We start from the raw sequence: 18068 nt of genomic DNA, 5'->3' as shown, positions 1-18068 counted from the left end.
AGGCGGGGGGAAGAAGACAACCGCTAACCGACCGCCGCCTAGAGATCCTCCGGGGTGAAGGCAACCACCGCGTCGATGGTGGCCGCGTCGGTCAGCAGCATCACCAGCCGGTCGACCCCCAGGGCGATGCCGGCGGCGCTGTCGAGGGCGCCGAGTTCGGCAAGGAATTTCTCCGGCAGGGGAACCGGAGCCTTGCCCATCCGGCGCCGCGCATCCTCCTCGCGCACAAAGCGCTGGCGCTGCTCGTCCGGGTCGGTCAGCTCGGAGAAGGCGTTGGCGAGCTCGAGACCGGCGATGTAGAGCTCGAAGCGTTCGGCGAGTTGCGGGGCGCCGGACTTTTTTCGTGCCAGGGCGGCGCAGGCGGCGGGGTATTCATAGAGGAAGGTCGGTCGCCTGCGACCGAGGTGCGGTTCGATCTCCAGCGCCATCACTTCGTCGAAGCGGCCCTCGGCCAGGGCCCGGTCGAGGGAGCCGGCGGCGTGGCGGGCGAAGGCCTCCCGCACCGTCAGCCGCTCAAAGGGCGCCACCAGGTCGATCTCTTCCCCCTGCCAGCGCAAGGATCCGCTCGGCACCAGGAAGGCGAGGAGTTCTTCGCAGTCGCCCATCAGGGTGTGGTAGTCGCAGCCGCTGCGGTACCATTCGAGCATGGTGTATTCGGGGAGGTGGCGGGCGCCCCGTTCCCCCCGGCGCCAGCAGCGGCAGAGCTGGAAAATCTGCCGGTAGCCGGCCGCCAGCAGCCGCTTCATGCAGAGTTCGGGCGAGGTGTGCAAAAAGCCGTCGCCGGCGGCGACCGGATCGATGTGCAGCTCCGGGGCGTTGCCGGGGAGGAGGTGCGGGGTCTCGACCTCGAGAAAACCGGCGGCGACAAAGAAGGCCCGGATCGCTTGAACGATCCGGGCCCGCTGTTCGAGGTGCTGCCGCTTGCGGGCCAGGCCCCAGTTCGGCTCCATCCTATTCCTTGACGCGGGTGACGTACTGGCCGTTGCGGGTGTCGATCTGGATCAGGTCCCCCTCTTCGACGAAGGAGGGTACCGCCAGGGTGTAGCCGGTTTCCACGGTGGCCGGCTTGTTGTTGCCGGCGGCGGTATCCCCCTTGACCCAGGGGTCGGCCTGGGTGACGCGCAGGTTGACGAAGTTGGGGAGGGTGATGCCGATGCCGGCGCCGTTGAACATGAGGATGTCGACCTCCATGTTCTCCTTGATCAGCAGCCGGTCGTCGCCGAGGGTCTCTTCGCTCAGGGTCACCTGCTCGTAGTTCTTGGTGTCCATGAAGACGTAGCCCGACTCGTCCTGGTAGAGGAACTGCATGTCGCGGTCCTCCAGCGCCGCCGGCTCGAAGGTCTCGCCGGAGCGGTAGGTGCGGTCGAAGAGGCTGCCGGTGATCATGTTGCGCAGCTTGCACTTGTAGAGGGCCTGGCCCTTGCCGGGCTTGGTGAAGTCGTACTGGACGATGACGTGAGGTTCGCCTTCGACCATCAGCTTGAGGCCCTTTTTCAGATCGGAACAGGTGTACATGGACGATTCTCCTTGAGCGTGCGCCGCGGCGCCGGAAGTCTGGAAAAGCGAAACGTGGCATTTAACCATAGGGGCGGGACTCTTGTCACCGAAAAATTCACTGCAGGGCGATTGTCTCGCGACCACTTTCTGTGCTAGAGTCGCGCGGTTGCAGCATCAGCCCGATCCCCAAGGAGCCGTTCATGATCACCACCGCCGATTTCAAACGGGGCCTCGTCATCAAGCTCGATGGCGCTCCCTGCCTGATCCTCGATCATACCACCCAGTCCCCCTCCGCCCGCGGCGGCAATACCCTGGTCAAGGTCAAATACCGCAACCTGCTCACCGCGCAGGTGCTGGAGAAGACCTTCAAGGCCGGCGACAAGGCCGACGAGGCCGATTTCGAGCGCCGCAAGGGGCAGTACCTCTATCCGTCCGGCGACGGCGGGGTTTTCATGGATCTGGAGAACTACGAACAGTACGAGCTCGGCCCCGAGCTCTTCGAACCGATCCAGGGCTTTCTCCTTGAGGGAGCCGACGTCCAGCTCGGCGTCTTCCAGGGGCAGGTGGTCAGCGTCGATCCGCCGATGACCGTCGAGCTGACCGTTACTGAAACCGCCCCGGCGATCAAGAACGCCACCGCCACCGCCCAGACCAAGGAGGCGGTGCTCGAGACCGGCCTGCGCCTGCAGGTCCCCGGCTACCTCGAGTCGGGGGAGACGATCAAGGTCGATACCCGCGAGTGCCGCTTCGTCTCCCGCGCCTGACCCGCTAACAGTTCGCTACCGTAGATTTTCGGGCCGCCGTTCGGGCGGCCCGATTTTTTTGCATTTCTGCAAAAAGCCGCCAACCCCTCATCGCAGCATTGCGAAGCAGCCGCATCCGCAGCCGTGATGCCAGCGTAAAGTCCCACTCCCGGCACCTTCGCGGGCTTTTCGCCTACTTCGCCCCCCCCCGAAAAACCGTTCTGTCCTCCCCGTTTCGATTTGCACGAATGCAAAAACCGCCCCTTGCCGGGGACTGCGAACCTGCCCTGGGAAAATCTCTCAAGTATCCGTTTTTAAACGATAAAAAAATCATTTAAAAAAAATTCAAAACGTTGGTATGGCGGTTGCTCTTAGTCCCGGCAGAGGATTTGCCAACCCGGAATGGTCCGGGGGCGCCGCGGGGGCTACCAGCATGATCTGCCCATTTTTTCGCAAGAACGAGGATTACTGTGATGTCGGCTGCGGGTACATCTCGCCGCACGACGTCAAGATGATCGTCGCCTTCTGCCAGTGCCGGTTTGGGGACTGTTCCAAGTTCCAGGAGCTGGCCAGCCGCTTTCCGCAGGTCGCTGCGGAAGGGGGGAAAGAGGAGGCGCCGCGGGAGCTGCCGATTGCCGCCTCCCAGGGCCACCCGCCAGCCGCTCCGCACCGCGCTGATCGTCCGGTCGCCATCACCTTCCGCAAGAAATGGCCGCTTCCCTACCGGCTTCGCTATGTCACTGCCCATTATCACGAGAACTTTCAGCAACCCAAGGAGGCAACAATGAGCGCAGAACCGATCAAGAACCGTGGCTGGACCGTCACCCTGGCAGGTACCGGGATCAATCTCGCCCTCGGCATTCTCTATGCCTGGAGCATCTTCAAGTCGGCGATCAGCGATTCGATCAAGGCAGGCGGCCCCGGCGCCTTCAACTGGGATCCGGCTTCGATCAACGACCCCTATGCGGTCTGCTGCCTGATCTTCGCCGCGGCGATGATCCTCGCCGGCAAGGTGCAGGACAAGTTCGGTCCCAAGATCACCTGCATCATCGGCGGTCTGCTGGTCGGCACCGGCTTTGTCTGGATTTCCCAGACCACCAGCTACTGGGCCTGGGTCGCCGGTTTCGGCGTCCTCGCCGGTGGCGGCATGGGGTTCGGCTACTCGGCGGCGACCCCGCCTGCGCTCAAGTGGTTCTCTCCGGCCAAGACCGGCCTCATCGCCGGGATCGTCGTCTCCGGTTTCGGTCTTGCCTCGGTCTACATCGCCCCCCTCGCCACTTACCTGCTCACCGCCTACGGCATGCAGAAAGCGATGCTCGTCTTCGGCATCGCCTTCACCGTCATCGTCTGCAGCCTGGCGCTGCTGATCTCCAACCCGCCGGCCGGTTTCTCGGTTGACGCCGCCACCACCTCCACCAACAAGGCCCCGGCCAAAAAAGTTGTCGACGTCCCGCCGTCGAAACTCTTTGCCGACGTCAAGTTCTACACCCTCTGGCTCTGCTACTTCATCGGCGCCGGCGCCGGCCTGATGGTCATCGGTAGCGCCAAGGGCCTCGCCAAGGCGAGCATGGGCGAGATGGCCTTCCTGGTCGTCGCCATCATGGCGGTCGGCAACGCCGCCGGGCGCCTCGTCGCCGGGGTCGTCTCCGACAAGGTCGGCCGCGCCAACACCCTGACCTTCATGCTGGTTTTCCAGGCAATCCTGATGTTCCTCGCCATCCCCGGGCTGGCCGGCAAGGGGAACCCGCTGCTCGTCGGTCTGCTGGTGACCTTCATGGTCTTCAACTACGGCACCAATCTCGCCCTCTTCCCCTCCTTCGCCAAGGACTACTGGGGGATGAAGAACTTCGGCATGAACTACGGCATCCTCTTCTCCGCCTGGGGGATGGGCGGCCTGCTGCTGGTTCGGATCGCCGAGATGCTCAAGGTCAAGACCGGCAGCGTCAACACCACCTTCGCCGTCGCCGGCGTCCTGCTCCTGGTCGGCGCGATGATGTCCCTCTCGCTGCGCACCAAGAAGGTCGCGGTTACCGCCGAAGAGCCGAGCGCTATCGGTGTCGAGGAAGAGGACATGGTGCTGCAGAAGGTCAGCCAGTAATCCTGACCGGCACCCTGTAACAAGCAAAGGCCCCGCGGCAACGCGGGGCCTTTCTGCTTGGGCCGAATTCGTCAAAACCAAAGAAGGGCTGCACCTTTTTGTGCAGCCCTTCTTTGGTTACTGGAGCCGCCCATCGGATTTGAACCGACGACCTACTGATTACGAATCAGTTGCTCTACCAGCTGAGCTAGGGCGGCAATCAGATTTTTGGTGGGGCGTGAGGCTCCTGTTTTTATCGTAAAGCCCCCGCCTTGTCAACTCGATTCCGGGGCCTCCCCTCTCAGGTCTGGATGCGGGCATAGGGGGAGCGGGCCTCGGCGGCGAGGGCCTCTCCAAGGGTGCGGATGCCGATCGCTTCGAGGAGGGGGATCAGCTTGAGCAGGACCTCGGCGGTGACGATGGCATCGCCCAGCGCAGTGTGGCGGCCGACGATGGGAATGTCGAAGCGCTCGGCAATGGCGTCGAGGGAGTGGCTCCCCAGGGTCGGGTGGACAATGGAGGAGAGGAGCAGGGTGTCGAGGACCGGCTGCCTAAAGACGATGCCGGTGCGGGTCTGATGGAGGTTGAGGAAGCGCATGTCAAAGGCGGCGTTGTGGGCGACCAGGACCGCCCCCTCGGCAAAGGTCTTGAAGAGGGGCAGGATCTCCTCGATGGTCGGCTGGCCGATCAGCAGTTCCGGGGCGATGCCGTGGATCGCTACCGAGCTGGCCGGCACCGAGCGCTGGGGATCGATGAGCTGGTCGATGGTCTCGTCGAGGAGGAGCCGTCCCTTGACGACCCGGATGGCGCCGAGCTGGATCACTTCGTCCCCGGCGCTCGGATCAAGGCCGGTCGTCTCGGTGTCGAAGACAACATAGGTCACATCCCGCAGCGACTGCTGCCCGACTTCCTCTCCGGGCGGCTGACGAAAGAGGTCGAATTCATAGAAGACCGGGCGGGCTTCGACATTGGCTTGCAGCGCCGGTGCCGGGCTGCTGGCAGGCAGGACCGGCGGCGGCGCTGCGAGGTCATCGGCCGCTCTGTTGCGGTCCAGCTCTTCCAGGGTGAGGACAAAGCTGTCGAGTTTGGTTCGTGCTGCGCCGGGATGGAAGACCGGCGCCAGTTTGACGCGCAGCGCGGTGCCGTCGGGGAGGGTGGTCGGAAAGGTCGTGGCCGGCAGCTGGTGGCCTTCCCGCGCTGCGAGCTGATGGGCTTCGAGGCCGGCGGCAATCGGTCCGCGCTCGAGAGCACCGAAAATGGAGCGACCGAGGCCGATCCAGGCGCCGGCGAGGTTTCCCATCCCCGATTTGCGCTGCAGCAGGTTCTGCGCCTGCTGGTTGTAGAGGAGAATCTGGCCGGCGCTGTTGCAGACCAGCACCCCGCTCGGCAGCTCGGACATCAGGGCGGCGAGGCGGTTATGTTCCTCCTGCAGCGCGGCCTGGGCAGCCGCAATCCGCCCGTCGACTTCCTGCTGCAGGCGCTGGAAGGCGTCGGCCGAATCGTTGAGGACCGAACTCAAGTAACGGATTTCGCGGGCGCCTTCCGGCGGAATGCGGTAGCTGAGGTTGACGGTGGTGATCAGCCGGGCCTGCTCGGCGAGTTGCAGGATCGGAATAATGTAGTAGCTGAAGAGGAGGCTGATCAGGGTGCCGATGATGACGACGAGGAGGATGGCGCCGAGAAAGGGGAAGGGGAGCAGTTTGCCGGCGAGTTCCTGGACCAGGGCTTTCTCGGCGTTGTCGAGACTGTACCAGGAGACGGTGAAGCTGCCGAGGATCACGGTGAAGATGGCGGCGACGATGCCGGCGAGGAAGATCCAGTATTTCAGGGCCGGGTTCAGGGTCATGGGAGGTATCACCAGCAGGAAGAGGTTGCGATCAGATTCTTTCCTATAAGCATAGGGGAATCCATTATTTTGTCCACGCCTTTGAGGACTGCCGACCGGTCATGGGGGGTGGCGGGTGAAAAATCAGGTGACCCGCGTGCCAATCTCCACTAAGATAGCCCTTTCCCGGGTGCGACCCGGTGCCGTGCCCCCAGCGGTTTTCAGGAGGATGCATCATGTCGAGCAGTTTCGGTACCCTGTTCAAAATCGCCACCTTCGGCGAATCCCATTGCCCGGCGGTCGGAGTGGTGGTCGATGGCTGCCCGCCCGGCATGGAGCTGCGCCGGGAGGATATCCAGGTCCAGCTCGACCGGCGCCGGCCGGGGCAGAGCAAGCTCTCCACCGATCGCAGCGAGGCGGATCAGGTCAAGATCCTCTCCGGCGTCGAGTTCGATCGCACCCTCGGCACGCCGATCGGCATGCTGGTCCCCAATCTCGACCAGCGCCCCGGCGACTACGGCGAGACGCTGCAGGTGCCGCGCCCGTCCCATGCCGACTATACCTACCAGATGAAATATGGCATCCGTGCCGCCAGTGGGGGCGGCCGGGCGAGCGCCCGGGAGACGATCGGCCGCGTCGCCGCTGGCGCCATTGCCGAAAAATACCTGCGCGAAACCCACGGCATCGAAATCGTCGCCTGGGTCAGCGCCGTCGGTGCCGTCGAGGCTCCCGCCGCCGACCCCTTCCTTCTGACCCGCAGCCAGGTCGATGCGAACCCGGTGCGCTGTCCCGATGCGGCCACGGCCGCGGCGATGGAAGAGGAGATTGTCGCCGTGCGGGCGGCGCAGGATTCGATCGGCGGGGTGGTCTCCTGCGTCTGTCGCCATGTCCCGGCCGGTCTCGGCGAGCCGGTCTTCGGCAAGCTGGAGGCGCTCCTCGCCCAGTCGATGCTGTCGCTGCCGGCGAGCAAGGGGTTCGAGTTCGGCTCCGGCTTTGCCGGCACCCGCCTGCGCGGCTCCCAGCACAACGACCCCTTCGTGGTGCGCAGCGGCGGCCGTCTTGGCACCCTCACCAACCACAGCGGCGGGGTCCAGGGGGGAATCAGCAACGGCGAGCCGATCTCTTTCCGCGTCGCCTTCAAGCCGGTGGCGACCATTGGCCTGGCCCAGCAGACCGTCGATCTCGACGGCAACGAGGTCACCCTCGAAGCGAAGGGACGCCACGATCCCTGCGTCGTGCCGCGGGCGGTGCCGATCGTCGAAGCGATGGCCGCGCTGACCCTGATCGACCTGCTGCTGATCCAGCGGGCCCGGGCCGGTCACTTCTGAGCGGCCGGAAACAGGGGGAGGACCATGTACCAGCGATTGCCAGCGACCCTGCTCCTTATCCTCCTCCTCTTCGCCCCCCTGACCGGCTGCAGCAACGGGGTCCGCTATATCTTCAACGCCAGCAGCGACAGTCGCGGGCTCCCCACCGAGGTCGGGCTCGCCTTTGAAGAGGTCTGGTTCCCGACCAGCGACGGGCTGTCGCTCCATGGCTGGTATCTCCCGGGGCGCCGCCCGGGGCCGCTCCTCTTCTACTGCCACGGTAACGCCGCCAACATCTCCTACCGGCTCGATATCCTCGACTACTTTCATGCCCGGCTCGGGCTGCCGGTATTCATCTTCGACTACCGGGGTTACGGTAACAGCGCTGGCGCGGCCATGGCCGAGAGCGACCTCTATGTCGATGCCCGCGGCGCCCTCGCCTACCTCGAAGGGCGCGGCTGGCAGCCGGCGCAGATGGTCTATTTCGGCCGCTCCCTCGGCGCCGCCATCGCCCTGCAGATGGCCCTGGAGCAGCCGCCGGCGGGGCTGGTGCTGGAGAGCGCCTTCACCTCGCTGCGCGATATCGCCCGCCGGCTGCGCCCGGTCTCCTACACCCTCTTCGGCTCCTGGCTCCTGGGGAGCGCCTACGACAACCTGGCCAAAATCGAGCAGTTGCGGGTGCCGCTGCTGATCATCCAGGGGTCAAAGGATCCGATCGTGCCGGCGGAGATGTCGGCGCGCCTCTATGCACGGGCGCCGCAGCCGAAACAGCGGGTGCTGATGCCCGGCGCCGGCCACAGCGATTCCTTCCGCGTCGCTGAACGCGCCTATGGCGAGGCCTGGGACGGTTTCCTGGCGACCCTGCCGGTCGCCGCCAACCCGGCCCCTCCTTCCCAATCCGATCTCAGCCGGCTATAATGACTCCGGCCTTCGCCCGGCGCTGACCTCCTGGCCTTTCCGGCCCGGGGTCTCGCCGTTTTTCCACCTCTGCTGCTGAGTCAGGACGGTTCAAACAATGAAAAAATGGATAATCGCGGTTCTGATCCTCGCGGTCGCTGGCGGCCTCTTCTGGTGGCGCAGCGCCGGCCGGGAAAAGCCGTTGAAAATTCTCAAGACCGAAGTCGTGACCCGCGGCACGGTGCGCAAGGTCCTCGAGGAGACCGGGATCATCAAGTCCCAGGTCGGCGCCATCGTCAAGATCGGCGCCCGCGCCACCGGTACCGTCGAAAAGATGCTGGTCAAGGTCGGCGACCCGGTCGCCAAGGGCCAGCTGGTCGCCCGCATCGATAACCGTGAGCTGCGCGCCCAGCTCGCCGAAGCCGAAGCTGGCCTCGCCACCGCCCGCGCCGAACTGGCCCGGGTGGAGAAGGTCTATCCGCTGCAGATCGCCGAGGCGGAGGCGAACCGGGCCGCGGCGGTCAGCCAGGCCAACTACCTCGCCGCCAACGCCCGTCGCCTCGAGTCGCTCCTCGCCGAGGGGTTCGTCTCCCGCGACGAGGTCGACAACGCCGCCCAGAAGGCGACCGCCCAGGCCGCCCAGGTGCGGGCGGCGGCGGCGACCGTCGAGCGCCTGCAGGGGGAGTTCGCCGAGGTGCGTACCAAGGCGGCGCGCAGCGTCGACCAGGCGGCGGCCAATGCCGACTCGCTGCGCATCCGCATCTCCTACACCACCATCTACAGCCCCATCGCCGGGGTGGTCAGCCAGGTTACCGCCCAGGAGGGGGAGACGATCGTCGCCGGGCTCCAGGTCGCCAACCTGATCACCGTCCTCGACACCGCGCGGCTGGAAATGTGGGTCTATGTCGACGAGACTGACGTCGGCCAGGTCCACCCGGAGCAGCCGGTGGAATTTCGCGTCGACGCCTACCCCGGCGAGATCTTCCACGGCACAATCAAGACCATCTACCCGCAACCGGAGATCCGCGACAACATCGTCTACTATCAGGCGCTGGTCGCCATCGACGCCGAGCAGGCGGCAAAACTGCGCCCGGAGATGACGACCCAGGTGCAGATCGTGGTGGCGCAGAAGGAGGATGTCCTGCTCGTCCCCAACACCGCGCTGAAATGGGTCGACGACCGCCAGCTGATCTTCGTCGAGGGGGCGGACGGCACGGTGCGCCAGGTACCGCCCCAGCTCGGTCTCGCCGGTCTTACCCACAGCGAAATGACCGCGGGACTTCAGGCCGGGGAGAAGGTGGCGACGGAGATCTCGCTCCCCGGGCAGAAGCCGGCCAGGGCCAAGAATCCATGAGTGACGCCGCGCCGCTGATCCTCCTCGACCAGATCGTCCGCAGCTACCGCCAGGGGGAGCAGGAGATCGCCGTTCTCAAGGGGATCAGCCTCAACATCGACCCGGGCGAATTCGTCGCCCTGCAGGGACCCTCCGGCTCCGGCAAGTCGACCCTGCTGCACATCCTCGGTCTCCTCGACCGCCCCAGCGGCGGCCGCTACCTGCTGCAGGGGGAGGATGTCGCCGGGCTCCCCGACGACCGCCTCAGCGAGCTGCGCAACCGCACCCTCGGCTTCCTCTTCCAGAGTTTCTACCTCGTCCCCTACGTCTCGGCGCTGGAGAATGTCATCCTCCCCGGCCTCTACGGACCGACCCCGGGACGGCAGTTGCGCCAGCGCGCCGAAGAGCTGCTGGTCCAGGTCGGACTCGGCGACCGCCTCCACTTCAAGCCGAGCCAGCTCTCCGGCGGCCAGCAGCAGCGGGTGGCCCTGGCCCGGGCGCTGGTCAACGATCCCCAGCTCCTCCTCGCCGACGAGCCGACCGGCCAGCTCGACTCGACCACCAGCGTCGAAATCCTCGAGCTCCTCGACACCATCCACGCCCAGGGACGGACCCTGATCCTCGTCACCCACGACGAGGAGACCGCCGCCCGGGCGCAGCGGAGGATCGTGCTGCATGACGGCCTGGTCGCGAATTCCTGAGGCGCTGCGCCTGCCCGGGCGCCTGCTGCGCATGGCGGGCGAGGCGCTCTGGGCCTACAAGCTGCGCAGCGCCTTCGTCATCTGCGGCGTCGCCCTCGGCATCGCCTCGCTGACGATCATCGTCGCCGCCGTCGATGGCGCCGAGCGCAAGGCGCTGGAGATAGTCAAGTTCTTCGGTCCCGACGCCGCCTTCGTCATCGGCGGCAACATCGAGAGCCGGGCCGTCGGCCAACGCACCCTGACCCTCTCCTGGGAAGATGCCCGGGCGATCCGCACCTCGCTCCCCGGTGCTTACCTGGTGGTGCCGATGCGCGCCAAGGGCGGGCTGTCGATCCGGACCGGGGAGACCAGCAGCGACCTCGGCATCGCCGTCGGCGCCACCGCCGGCTACGCCGAGGTCTGGAACTGGCCGCTGGCGGAAGGGCGCGATTTCGACAACGAGGATGTCGAGCGTGGCGCCAAGGTCTGCCTGATCGGTGACACGCCGGCGCGGGCCCTCTTCGGCGACAGTTCACCGGTCGGGCGCACCCTCTACCTCGACCGGTTGCCGCTGCAGATCATCGGCCGCCTCTCCTACCGCGGCCTCTCGGGGGGGCGCGGTTCGATCGACGACCGCATCATCCTGCCGATCACCACCCTGACCCAGCGCTTCAACCTCGATCGCAAGTACTTCCGGGCCCTGCGCGTCAAGTTCCGCGATACCGACAACATGACGGCCAACGTCGCCAACCTGCGCAGCCTGCTGCGCCACCTGCACAAGCTCGAAGGGACAGACAAGGACGATTTCACCATCCTCACCGCCGACGAGATCCTCAAGTTCCTGTCGATGTTCAAGGGGGGGCTGGTCGTCTTTCTCGGCGTCACCGCGCTGGTGGCGATCGTGGTCGGCGGCTTCGTCCTCGCCAACCTCTTCTACCTCAGTGTTTCCGAGCGGACCATGGAGATCGGGCTGAAGAAGGCGCTCGGGGCGAAAAAGAGCGCCATCCTCTGGCAGATCCTGGTCGAGGCGGTGGTCCTGACCCTGATCGGCGCCCTGCTCGGCATGGCGATCGGCATGGGAATGGGGCAGTTGCTGGCGCGGCTTGAGATCCTGGAGATCCTCTTCTCCTGGAAGGTCTTCTTCATGGCGCTCGCCGCGGCGGTGGCGATCGGCGTCCTCTTCGGCCTCAAGCCGGCGCGCCAGGCCGCCAACCTCGACCCGATCGCGGCGCTCAAGGGGCTGTAAGGTGGGGCAATTTTGAATTTTGAATTTTGAATCTCAGGTGGGTCGAATTCCCCGAAGCTTGCTTCGATGAAAGCGATCAATCTAAACTTTTGATACCCCGTAGCTTGCTGCGGGGAGATTCATTCACGAATCACGAATCACGAATCACGAATCACGAATCACGAATCACGGACCCTTATGTTCTTCAGCCTGAAAATCGCCCTCTCCTCCCTCAAGACCCATCGGTTGCGCACGGCGCTGGCGGTGATGGGGGTGCTGCTCGGCGCGCTGGCGCTGACCGGGGTGCAGTCGATCTCCCAGGCGATGTACGCCAAGGCCGAGGCCGAGACCGCCAAGCTCGGCACCAACCTCCTGATGGCCCGCTCCGGCCAGGTGCGCTTCGGCCGCGACGGCGGCGGCCGGGTGCGGGGGGAAGCGAAGACCTTTACCCTCGGTGACGCCCGGGCGCTGATCGGTGGCCTGCCGGCGGCGCGCCTTGGCGCCCCCTTCGTCAACGCGACGATGCCGGTGCGTTACGGCAACACCAAGGTGCCAAGCCAGCTCATCGCCAGCACTCCCGAGTACGCGGATATCCGCAACCTGCAACTCGCCGCCGGGCGCTTCTTCAGCGCCGCCGAAGAAGCATCCCAGGAGCGGGTGGTGGTCCTCGGCGCCAAGATTGCCAGCCGTCTCTTCCCCCGCCCCGAGGCGGCGCTCGGGGAAACGGTCCTGATGTTTAGGGCGCCGGTCCGGGTGATCGGCGTACTGGCCACCATGGGGGCCGACATCGTCGGCAGCGACCAGGACGAGCAGGTCCTGGTCCCCCTCTCCACCTACCAGCGGCGCTTTGCCAACCAGGAGACCCTTAGCGGCGTTTACATCCAGCTCGCCACGCCGCAGGACGAGGCGGAGAGCAAGCTCGCCGCCACCGAGATCCTGCGCCGCCGCCACCAGATCGGTCCCGGCCAGCGCGAGGACTTTTCCGTCGTCACCGCCCGCGACACCATCCAGCTCCAGGAACAGGCCCTCGACCTGGTGCAGACCCTCGGCCTGATCAGCTCCTCCATCTCCTTCGCCGTCGGGGGGCTGGGCATCCTCTCGATCATGGTGCTGCTGGTGCGCACCCGCCGTCTCGAAATCGGCATTCGCCGCGCCGTCGGCGCCAAACGTTTCGACATCATCCGCCAGTTCATCCTCGAAGCGGCGCTGATGGCGGGGATCGGCGGTCTCCTCGGCGTTCTCTGTGCCGAGGGGTTGGTGGTCGTGGTGACCCGTTTCGCCAAGATGCCCCTGGTCTTTGACCCCCTGCTGATGGCCGGCACCTTCCTCGGCTCCCTCCTCCTTGGCCTCGCCGCCGGCGCCTATCCGGCCTGGCAGGCGGCCCACATCGAAGTGCTCGAAGTTCTGCGAAACGAGTAAAAGGCTTTTATAGGTCCGATGGGACCCATGGGTCGTATGCGACCTATGAAATGCTTTGTCGGCAGAGGGTGTCGAGCTGCGCTGCTTCCTGCGCGGGGTCGTAGTCCGTGGTCGGGCGGGAGAGGGTGTTGCGGTAGGCGGGGTCTTCCAGGAGGCGGCGCAGCTGGGCGGCGAATTCGGCACCGTCGCGGTAAAGCAGGCCGTTGATGCCGGGGGTGACGACGGCGGCGTTGCCGGGGATGGCGCGGGCGAGGATCGGCACGCCGAGGGTGGCCGCTTCGAGCAGGGCGTTGGGGAGCCCCTCGCTGCGGGAGTGATTGAGGACAAGGTCCGATTGGCGCAGCGCTGCCGCCATCGCCGCGGGCGGGATGATGCCGATGTAGTCCGCCCAGGGAGCGGCCGCGAGATCGGTGAGGAGGCTGCGGCCATAGTCGGCATCAAGGAGCGGGCCGCAGCAGGCGAGGTGGAAGGGGGGGAGGTCCGCGGCCAGGGGGGCGAGCAGCGCCAACAGTTCGCGCTGCCCCTTGACCGGGCGGATTCCGGCCGGGAAGAGGAGGAGCGGCCGGTCTTCGGGGAGCTGGTGACGTTCGCGCAGCGGGTAGGAGAGGGTCCCCGGTTCGACCGCCGCCGGCAAGAGTTGCAAACGCGCGGTGAGCTCGGGCAGCTCTGCCTGAAAACGGGCGACGAGGAGCGGGTTCTGCAGCAGGATCGTCGCCGCGGCGCCGAGGACCCGGCGTATCGTGTCGCTCTGCCCCTGATCGGAAAGCCCCTGGTTGAGATCGGTGCCGGTGAGCAGGACCAGGAACGGGCAGGCACCGCCCGCCTCGCGCCACGGCCGGCCACTGCGGTAGGCGTGCAGCAGCAGCGCCAGCTCGGGACGAAAGGCGGCGAGGGAAGTGCGCAGCGGGGCCGGGTCGAGGGGGGTGGCGCAGAGCTCCACCTGGTGATCGCCGGCGCGCAGGCCGCGGGCGAAGCGCTCGGCCGTGACCCAGTTGCCGGTGGCGCGGTCCTGTTCGGGGAGGACGATCAGGATGCGCATGCGCAGGCTCCGAAGCTGGTCAGTTCTATCCCGCGGCTCGCGATCAGCGGGCGCAGCTCGGGGGCGCAGAGGGCGGCCAGTTCCGCGAGCCGCTGCGGCCCGGAGAAGGGGTGGCCGGGGTCGGGCTCGCCGGGGTGAACCATCAGCTCCCAGTTCCCGGCGGGCAGCTCCGTGAGCAGCCGCGTCAGGGCAGCGAGGTCGAGGCGGTCGAGGAGCGGCATCCCCCACAGCCCGTCGGGGATGAAGAGGCCGGCGGCACGGATGCTGGCGCAGGCCGCCGGGGCGAGCTGCCGGTAGAGGGCGAGTTCGGCGCCGAGCTCGCCGGCCGGGTCGGCGGCAGCCGGTTCCGCCGGCAGCGGCAGGCGCAACGCCGGGATCCGGTACTCGCTGGCCAGCTCGATCAGCAGTCGGCAGATCGCCGGAAAGAGGCCGCAGTGCTGGTGACTGTCGAGATGGTCGGGCCGCAGCCCGGTTGCCAGGGTGCGTTCGAGCTGGGCGCGCAGTTCCCGACGCAGTTCCGGCAGTGGCAGGGTGCCGGCGGCGAGGCGCCGGCGCAGCTCGATCTTGCCGGGGAAGGCGCCGCGGGGGTCGGTGAGGCCGGCGATCGGCCCGGCCAGGGGCTCGCCTTCGGAGCAGTTGAGGTGCACCCCGACCGGCAGCCCGCCCTCGAGTGCGGCGCGGGCGGCACTCTCAAAGCTCGGGCCGTTGGCGAGGAGCGAGGCGCTGGTCACCACCCCGTCGCGAAAGGCGCGCAGGATGCCGCGGTCCCGTCCTGGGCCGCTGCCGAGGTCGTCGGCGTTGATGATGAGGCGAATCATGGCCGCCATTCTATGCCGGGGCGGCGGGCAAGCCAAGGGGGATTTTGGGGCAAGGGCCGGGGCGGTTCGCGCGGATCAGGTCTGATCACTTCGGATAAAGTTCGGATCAATCGAAGGCAACCGGAACCAGTGCAGTCTCACGCGACGCCGCAACGAACGCGACGAAACCCGGGAAAGGAACCGGAAATTAACAAGCCTTGTTGAATTCTAGACCCGTTTTTCCCGTTGCGTCGTCGCGGCGTTGCGTTAGGTGATTTGGGTTGGTGCCTGAATCCGAATCGAATCAGACCCGATCCGAAGTGATCCGCGCGAAACGCCCTGGACCTGAAAAGAAACGGCGCGAGCCCCCTGCGGGACCCGCGCCGTTGGTCGTTCGACCTGCGCCGGAGACTACTGGCGGTAGGTGATGCTGTACTTGAAGGTCGCCGGGTCGAGCCAGTCGACGACCTGGCCGCCGACCTCGGCGTAGGGATACATCAGGTAGTTGACCGGCGCGCCGGCCTGGGGCGGGGCGAGGAGCAGGTCGCGTCCTTCGCTGAGGCGCACCCGGTAGGGGTCGATGCCGCCCCAGAAGTAGCTGCGCAGCTCGGCGACCTTGGGATCTTTCAGCTCCAGCTTCTGCACCAGCATCGCCTTGCGGACGTCGGCGGGGTCGACCGGCACCCAGCCGGTGCCGGGGAGGTAGAACTCGGCCCAGCAATGCTGCCAGCCGGTGATGTCAACCAGCGGCGCCTTGCCGAGGCGGATGCCGAAGACTTCGCGGCAGGGGACGCCGGCGGCGCGGGCGAGGGCGATGAAGACCGAGGAGATGTCGGCGCACTTGCCGCCGGGGCGGATCAGCAGCGCGCAGACATCGCCGGTGCCGCAGCCGCGTGTCTCGGGGTCGCGGTACATGTTGTCGACGATCCAGTTGTAGACTGCATGGGTCTTGCCGAGGACGGTCGTCTCCCCCTTGGTGATTTCGTCGGCGATCTTCTTGATCTGGCCGTCGGTCGGCCCGAGCATGGTCGGCGCCAGATAGCGCGCATAGTCGCTAGGGTCCCAGGGCGTCTCCGGGGTGGCAAGGTCGCGCACCTGCACCTCGTCACGGACCACGTCGAAGCTGAAGGTCAGCACCCGGCTCTTGGCGTCGGCGTTCCAGCGGGCGTAGAGCATCGGCGTGCCATAGGTGCGGTCGGTGTAGACAGCGGCCTCGGCATAGTCGCCGCCGATGCGGACGTTGCTGATCGCCTGGTCGGCGTCGGAGACCGGGTAGGGGAGCCAGAGTTTGACCTCCTGGCCGGCCGCCTGGCCGGAGAGGTCGAAGTTGGCGGTCAGGGTGCCGGCGGCGGTGGTCGCCAGGGCCGGGGTGGCGAAGAGGAGCAGGGCGAGGAAGATTAAACCGAGTCTTTGCATCAAAAACCTCCGCATTTTGGATGGCGCATAGTCTAGGCTTTCCCTTGGTGAAATGCCAAGCGGAAAGTGTAAACTCGACCGGAACGGCACTTCCTGCTCGCAGGCGGCAACGCATCGCCGTTGACAGCCTTGTTGCTTCCGTGGCAAAACCGAATGGGCCTTTAATCTTATCCCGGAAGGGTTGCCTGTGACCGAGATTTTTCAGAATGGCATGTTCGTTTTTCTCGGCGCTGCCGGTCTGCTGATCCTGCTGATCGGGGCGCTGCTGATCGGGGTCGGTCTCTTTTCCCTGCAGCGGCGCAGTGCTTCCCGCCATTGGCCGCAGGTGCCGGCGACGATCGAGGTCAGCGAGGTCCGTCCGGAGACATTTAGTGAAACGCAAATGTACAAGCCGGTGGTCAGCTACCGCTACACGACCCCCGCTGGCACCTTCACCAGTCACAACCTGGCGACCACCGGTCGCCTCTACGCCAAACCGGCCAAAGCGCAAAAGATTGCCGATCGCTATCTGGTTGGCACCACGGTGATGGCGCGCTACAACCCCGACGATCCTGGTGAGGCGATGGTCGAGCCGGAGGGTCTGGGCGGCGGACTGATGTTCATCGTTTTCGGCCTGCTCTGTATGATCCCTCCGGCAGTGGGTGGCTACCAGGCCGGCCTCTCGCCCAGAGCGATCGGCCTGATCCTCGCCATTCCCGCCCTGGTCATCACGGTTCTGCTGCTGCGCAGCCGTTCCGGCACCGCTGCCGCCCGCGCCAAGGGGCTGCTGCCGCCGGCGGGAGAGGGAAGCGATGCCGATGTCGCTGCGCTGATGGCGCGCGGCGAAAAACTGCTCGCCATCCGTCTCTACCGCGAGCTTCATGGCAGCGGGCTCAAGGAGGCGAAGGAGGCGGTCGAGACCCTGGATCGGGACGCCAGGAACGCCGCGCCATGACCGACCCGGTCCTGCTCTACCGCGACGCCGACTACGTCATCGTCCACAAGCCTGCCGGCCTTTTGGTCCACCGCAGCCCCATTGACAGCCGCGAGACCCGCTTCGCTCTGCAGCTGGTGCGCGACCTCGTCGGCATGCGCGTCTACCCGGTGCACCGCCTCGACAAGCCGACCTCCGGCATCCTCGCCTTCGGCACCTCCGGTGAAGCCGCCCGCCGCCTTGCCGAACTCTTCGCCGCCGGCCAGGTCGAAAAAACCTACCTCGCCGTCGCCCGCGGCGTCGTCCCCGACTGCGGTGTCATCGACCATCCCCTGGTCGAGGAGCTCGACCGCTACGGCGATCCCCTCGCCGAGCCCGACAAGGGGCCGCAGCAGGCGGTCACCGCCTACCGCCGCCTCGCCAGCGTCGAGCTCCCCTTTGCCGTCGGCCGCTACCCGACCAGCCGCTACAGCCTGGTCGAAGCCCGCCCCAAGACCGGCCGCCGCCACCAGCTGCGTCGTCACTTCAAGCACCTGCTCCATCCCCTGATCGGCGACACCAAGTACGGCGAAGGGCGCCACAACCGCTTCTTCCGCGAGGAGTTCGGCTGCAACCGTCTGCTCCTCGCTGCCGTCGAGCTCGCTTTTGTCCACCCGTCGACCGGTGAGGCGTTGCATATCGTCGCGCCGTTGGAGGCGGACTTCCTTGGGATCGTCAACCGGCTCGGCTGGGGTGGGGCGCTGGATGCGGGGTGGCGTGGCTAAGGCGTCAAAATGATTGACAACCGGCAAGGATTGCCGGTATGAAGGAGAGGTCTTTTTTCGCTTGGAATTTTGGAGGGGTGATGCCGGGCAAGGGGACCAGCCTCAAGGGATTCAAACAAGGCCGCTTAACCGGTGG

16 protein-coding genes and 1 tRNA gene are annotated in these 18068 nt (G+C 66.3%); 10 read left to right on the top strand and 7 right to left on the bottom strand.

All coding sequences use genetic code 11. The annotated features are described in order from the left end of the window. Window positions 1-38: 38 nt before the first annotated feature. Window positions 39-950 (bottom strand): EF-P lysine aminoacylase EpmA, encoded by a 912-nt coding sequence (gene epmA / locus DBW_RS14605; RefSeq protein ID WP_066728358.1) that lies wholly within the window; start codon window positions 948-950, stop codon window positions 39-41. A gap of 1 nt (window position 951) precedes the next feature. Then, window positions 952-1515, bottom strand: coding sequence for an elongation factor P (gene efp / locus DBW_RS14600; RefSeq protein WP_066728356.1), 564 nt, complete (start codon window positions 1513-1515; stop codon window positions 952-954). A gap of 182 nt (window positions 1516-1697) precedes the next feature. Between efp and DBW_RS14595 the strand changes: the two genes are divergently transcribed. Continuing rightward, window positions 1698-2261 carry an elongation factor P gene (locus DBW_RS14595; RefSeq protein WP_066728354.1) on the top strand — a complete coding sequence of 188 codons (564 nt, stop codon included), beginning with the start codon at window positions 1698-1700 and terminating at the stop codon, window positions 2259-2261. Window positions 2262-2673: 412 nt separating this feature from the next. Continuing rightward, on the top strand, window positions 2674-4338 hold the full coding sequence (locus DBW_RS14590; RefSeq protein ID WP_231875344.1) for an L-lactate MFS transporter: 1665 nt from the start codon (window positions 2674-2676) through the stop codon (window positions 4336-4338). Between the two features lie 121 nt (window positions 4339-4459). Here the strand turns inward: DBW_RS14590 and DBW_RS14585 are convergent. Continuing rightward, window positions 4460-4535: transfer RNA gene (locus tag DBW_RS14585), tRNA-Thr, on the bottom strand. An 83-nt stretch (window positions 4536-4618) separates the two neighbouring features. Then, a complete protein-coding gene (locus tag DBW_RS14580) occupies window positions 4619-6163 on the bottom strand; it encodes a 3'-5' exonuclease (RefSeq protein ID WP_066728352.1) in 1545 nt (514 codons plus the stop codon). Between the two features lie 215 nt (window positions 6164-6378). On the opposite strand from DBW_RS14580, the gene aroC reads away from it, so the two are divergent. The 6 genes from aroC to DBW_RS14550 all read left to right on the top strand — a co-directional run bounded on the left by aroC (window position 6379) and on the right by DBW_RS14550 (window position 13003). Beyond that, window positions 6379-7470 (top strand): chorismate synthase, encoded by a 1092-nt coding sequence (gene aroC / locus DBW_RS14575; protein WP_066728350.1) that lies wholly within the window; start codon window positions 6379-6381, stop codon window positions 7468-7470. A gap of 24 nt (window positions 7471-7494) precedes the next feature. Continuing rightward, on the top strand, window positions 7495-8367 hold the full coding sequence (locus DBW_RS14570) for an alpha/beta hydrolase (protein ID WP_066728348.1): 873 nt from the start codon (window positions 7495-7497) through the stop codon (window positions 8365-8367). 97 nt (window positions 8368-8464) lie between these two features. Continuing rightward, window positions 8465-9700, top strand: a complete 1236-nt coding sequence (locus DBW_RS14565) for an efflux RND transporter periplasmic adaptor subunit (RefSeq protein ID WP_066728346.1) — start codon at window positions 8465-8467, stop codon at window positions 9698-9700. Continuing rightward, window positions 9697-10380 (top strand): ABC transporter ATP-binding protein, encoded by a 684-nt coding sequence (locus DBW_RS14560; protein ID WP_066728345.1) that lies wholly within the window; start codon window positions 9697-9699, stop codon window positions 10378-10380. The genes DBW_RS14565 and DBW_RS14560 overlap by 4 nt, the downstream gene beginning before the upstream one ends. Next, on the top strand, window positions 10355-11605 hold the full coding sequence (locus DBW_RS14555) for an ABC transporter permease (RefSeq protein ID WP_066728343.1): 1251 nt from the start codon (window positions 10355-10357) through the stop codon (window positions 11603-11605). The genes DBW_RS14560 and DBW_RS14555 overlap by 26 nt, the downstream gene beginning before the upstream one ends. A gap of 177 nt (window positions 11606-11782) precedes the next feature. Next, window positions 11783-13003, top strand: a complete 1221-nt coding sequence (locus DBW_RS14550; RefSeq protein WP_066728341.1) for an ABC transporter permease — start codon at window positions 11783-11785, stop codon at window positions 13001-13003. Between the two features lie 43 nt (window positions 13004-13046). On the opposite strand, the gene DBW_RS14545 is transcribed toward DBW_RS14550, so the two are convergent. From DBW_RS14545 to DBW_RS14535, 3 genes are all read right to left on the bottom strand, one after another. Then, window positions 13047-14042: a glycosyltransferase gene (locus DBW_RS14545; protein ID WP_066728339.1), complete on the bottom strand. Its 996-nt coding sequence runs from the start codon at window positions 14040-14042 to the stop codon at window positions 13047-13049. Then, the gene (locus DBW_RS14540; RefSeq protein WP_066728338.1) at window positions 14030-14860 is read right to left on the bottom strand and encodes a carbohydrate deacetylase; all 831 of its coding nucleotides are present in this window, start codon (window positions 14858-14860) and stop codon (window positions 14030-14032) included. The genes DBW_RS14545 and DBW_RS14540 overlap by 13 nt, the downstream gene beginning before the upstream one ends. Window positions 14861-15250: 390 nt before the next feature. After that, window positions 15251-16255 (bottom strand): transglutaminase-like domain-containing protein, encoded by a 1005-nt coding sequence (locus tag DBW_RS14535; protein ID WP_066728332.1) that lies wholly within the window; start codon window positions 16253-16255, stop codon window positions 15251-15253. A gap of 187 nt (window positions 16256-16442) precedes the next feature. Here DBW_RS14535 and DBW_RS14530 point away from each other — a divergent pair, with 187 nt between their 5' ends. Both DBW_RS14530 and DBW_RS14525 read left to right on the top strand, forming a co-directional pair. Beyond that, window positions 16443-17189 (top strand): DUF3592 domain-containing protein, encoded by a 747-nt coding sequence (locus DBW_RS14530; protein WP_066728330.1) that lies wholly within the window; start codon window positions 16443-16445, stop codon window positions 17187-17189. Further along, the gene (locus DBW_RS14525) at window positions 17186-17932 is read left to right on the top strand and encodes a tRNA pseudouridine(65) synthase TruC (protein WP_066728328.1); all 747 of its coding nucleotides are present in this window, start codon (window positions 17186-17188) and stop codon (window positions 17930-17932) included. Before DBW_RS14530 ends, DBW_RS14525 begins: the two co-directional genes overlap by 4 nt. The last annotated feature ends 136 nt before the right edge of the window (window positions 17933-18068 follow it).

This window comes from Desulfuromonas sp. DDH964 (assembly GCF_001611275.1).
In the GTDB taxonomy this organism is placed as follows: Bacteria; Desulfobacterota; Desulfuromonadia; order Desulfuromonadales; family DDH964; genus DDH964.
The sequence above is the reverse complement of the archived record's forward strand: the minus strand, read 5'-3'. Positions and strand labels throughout refer to the sequence as shown.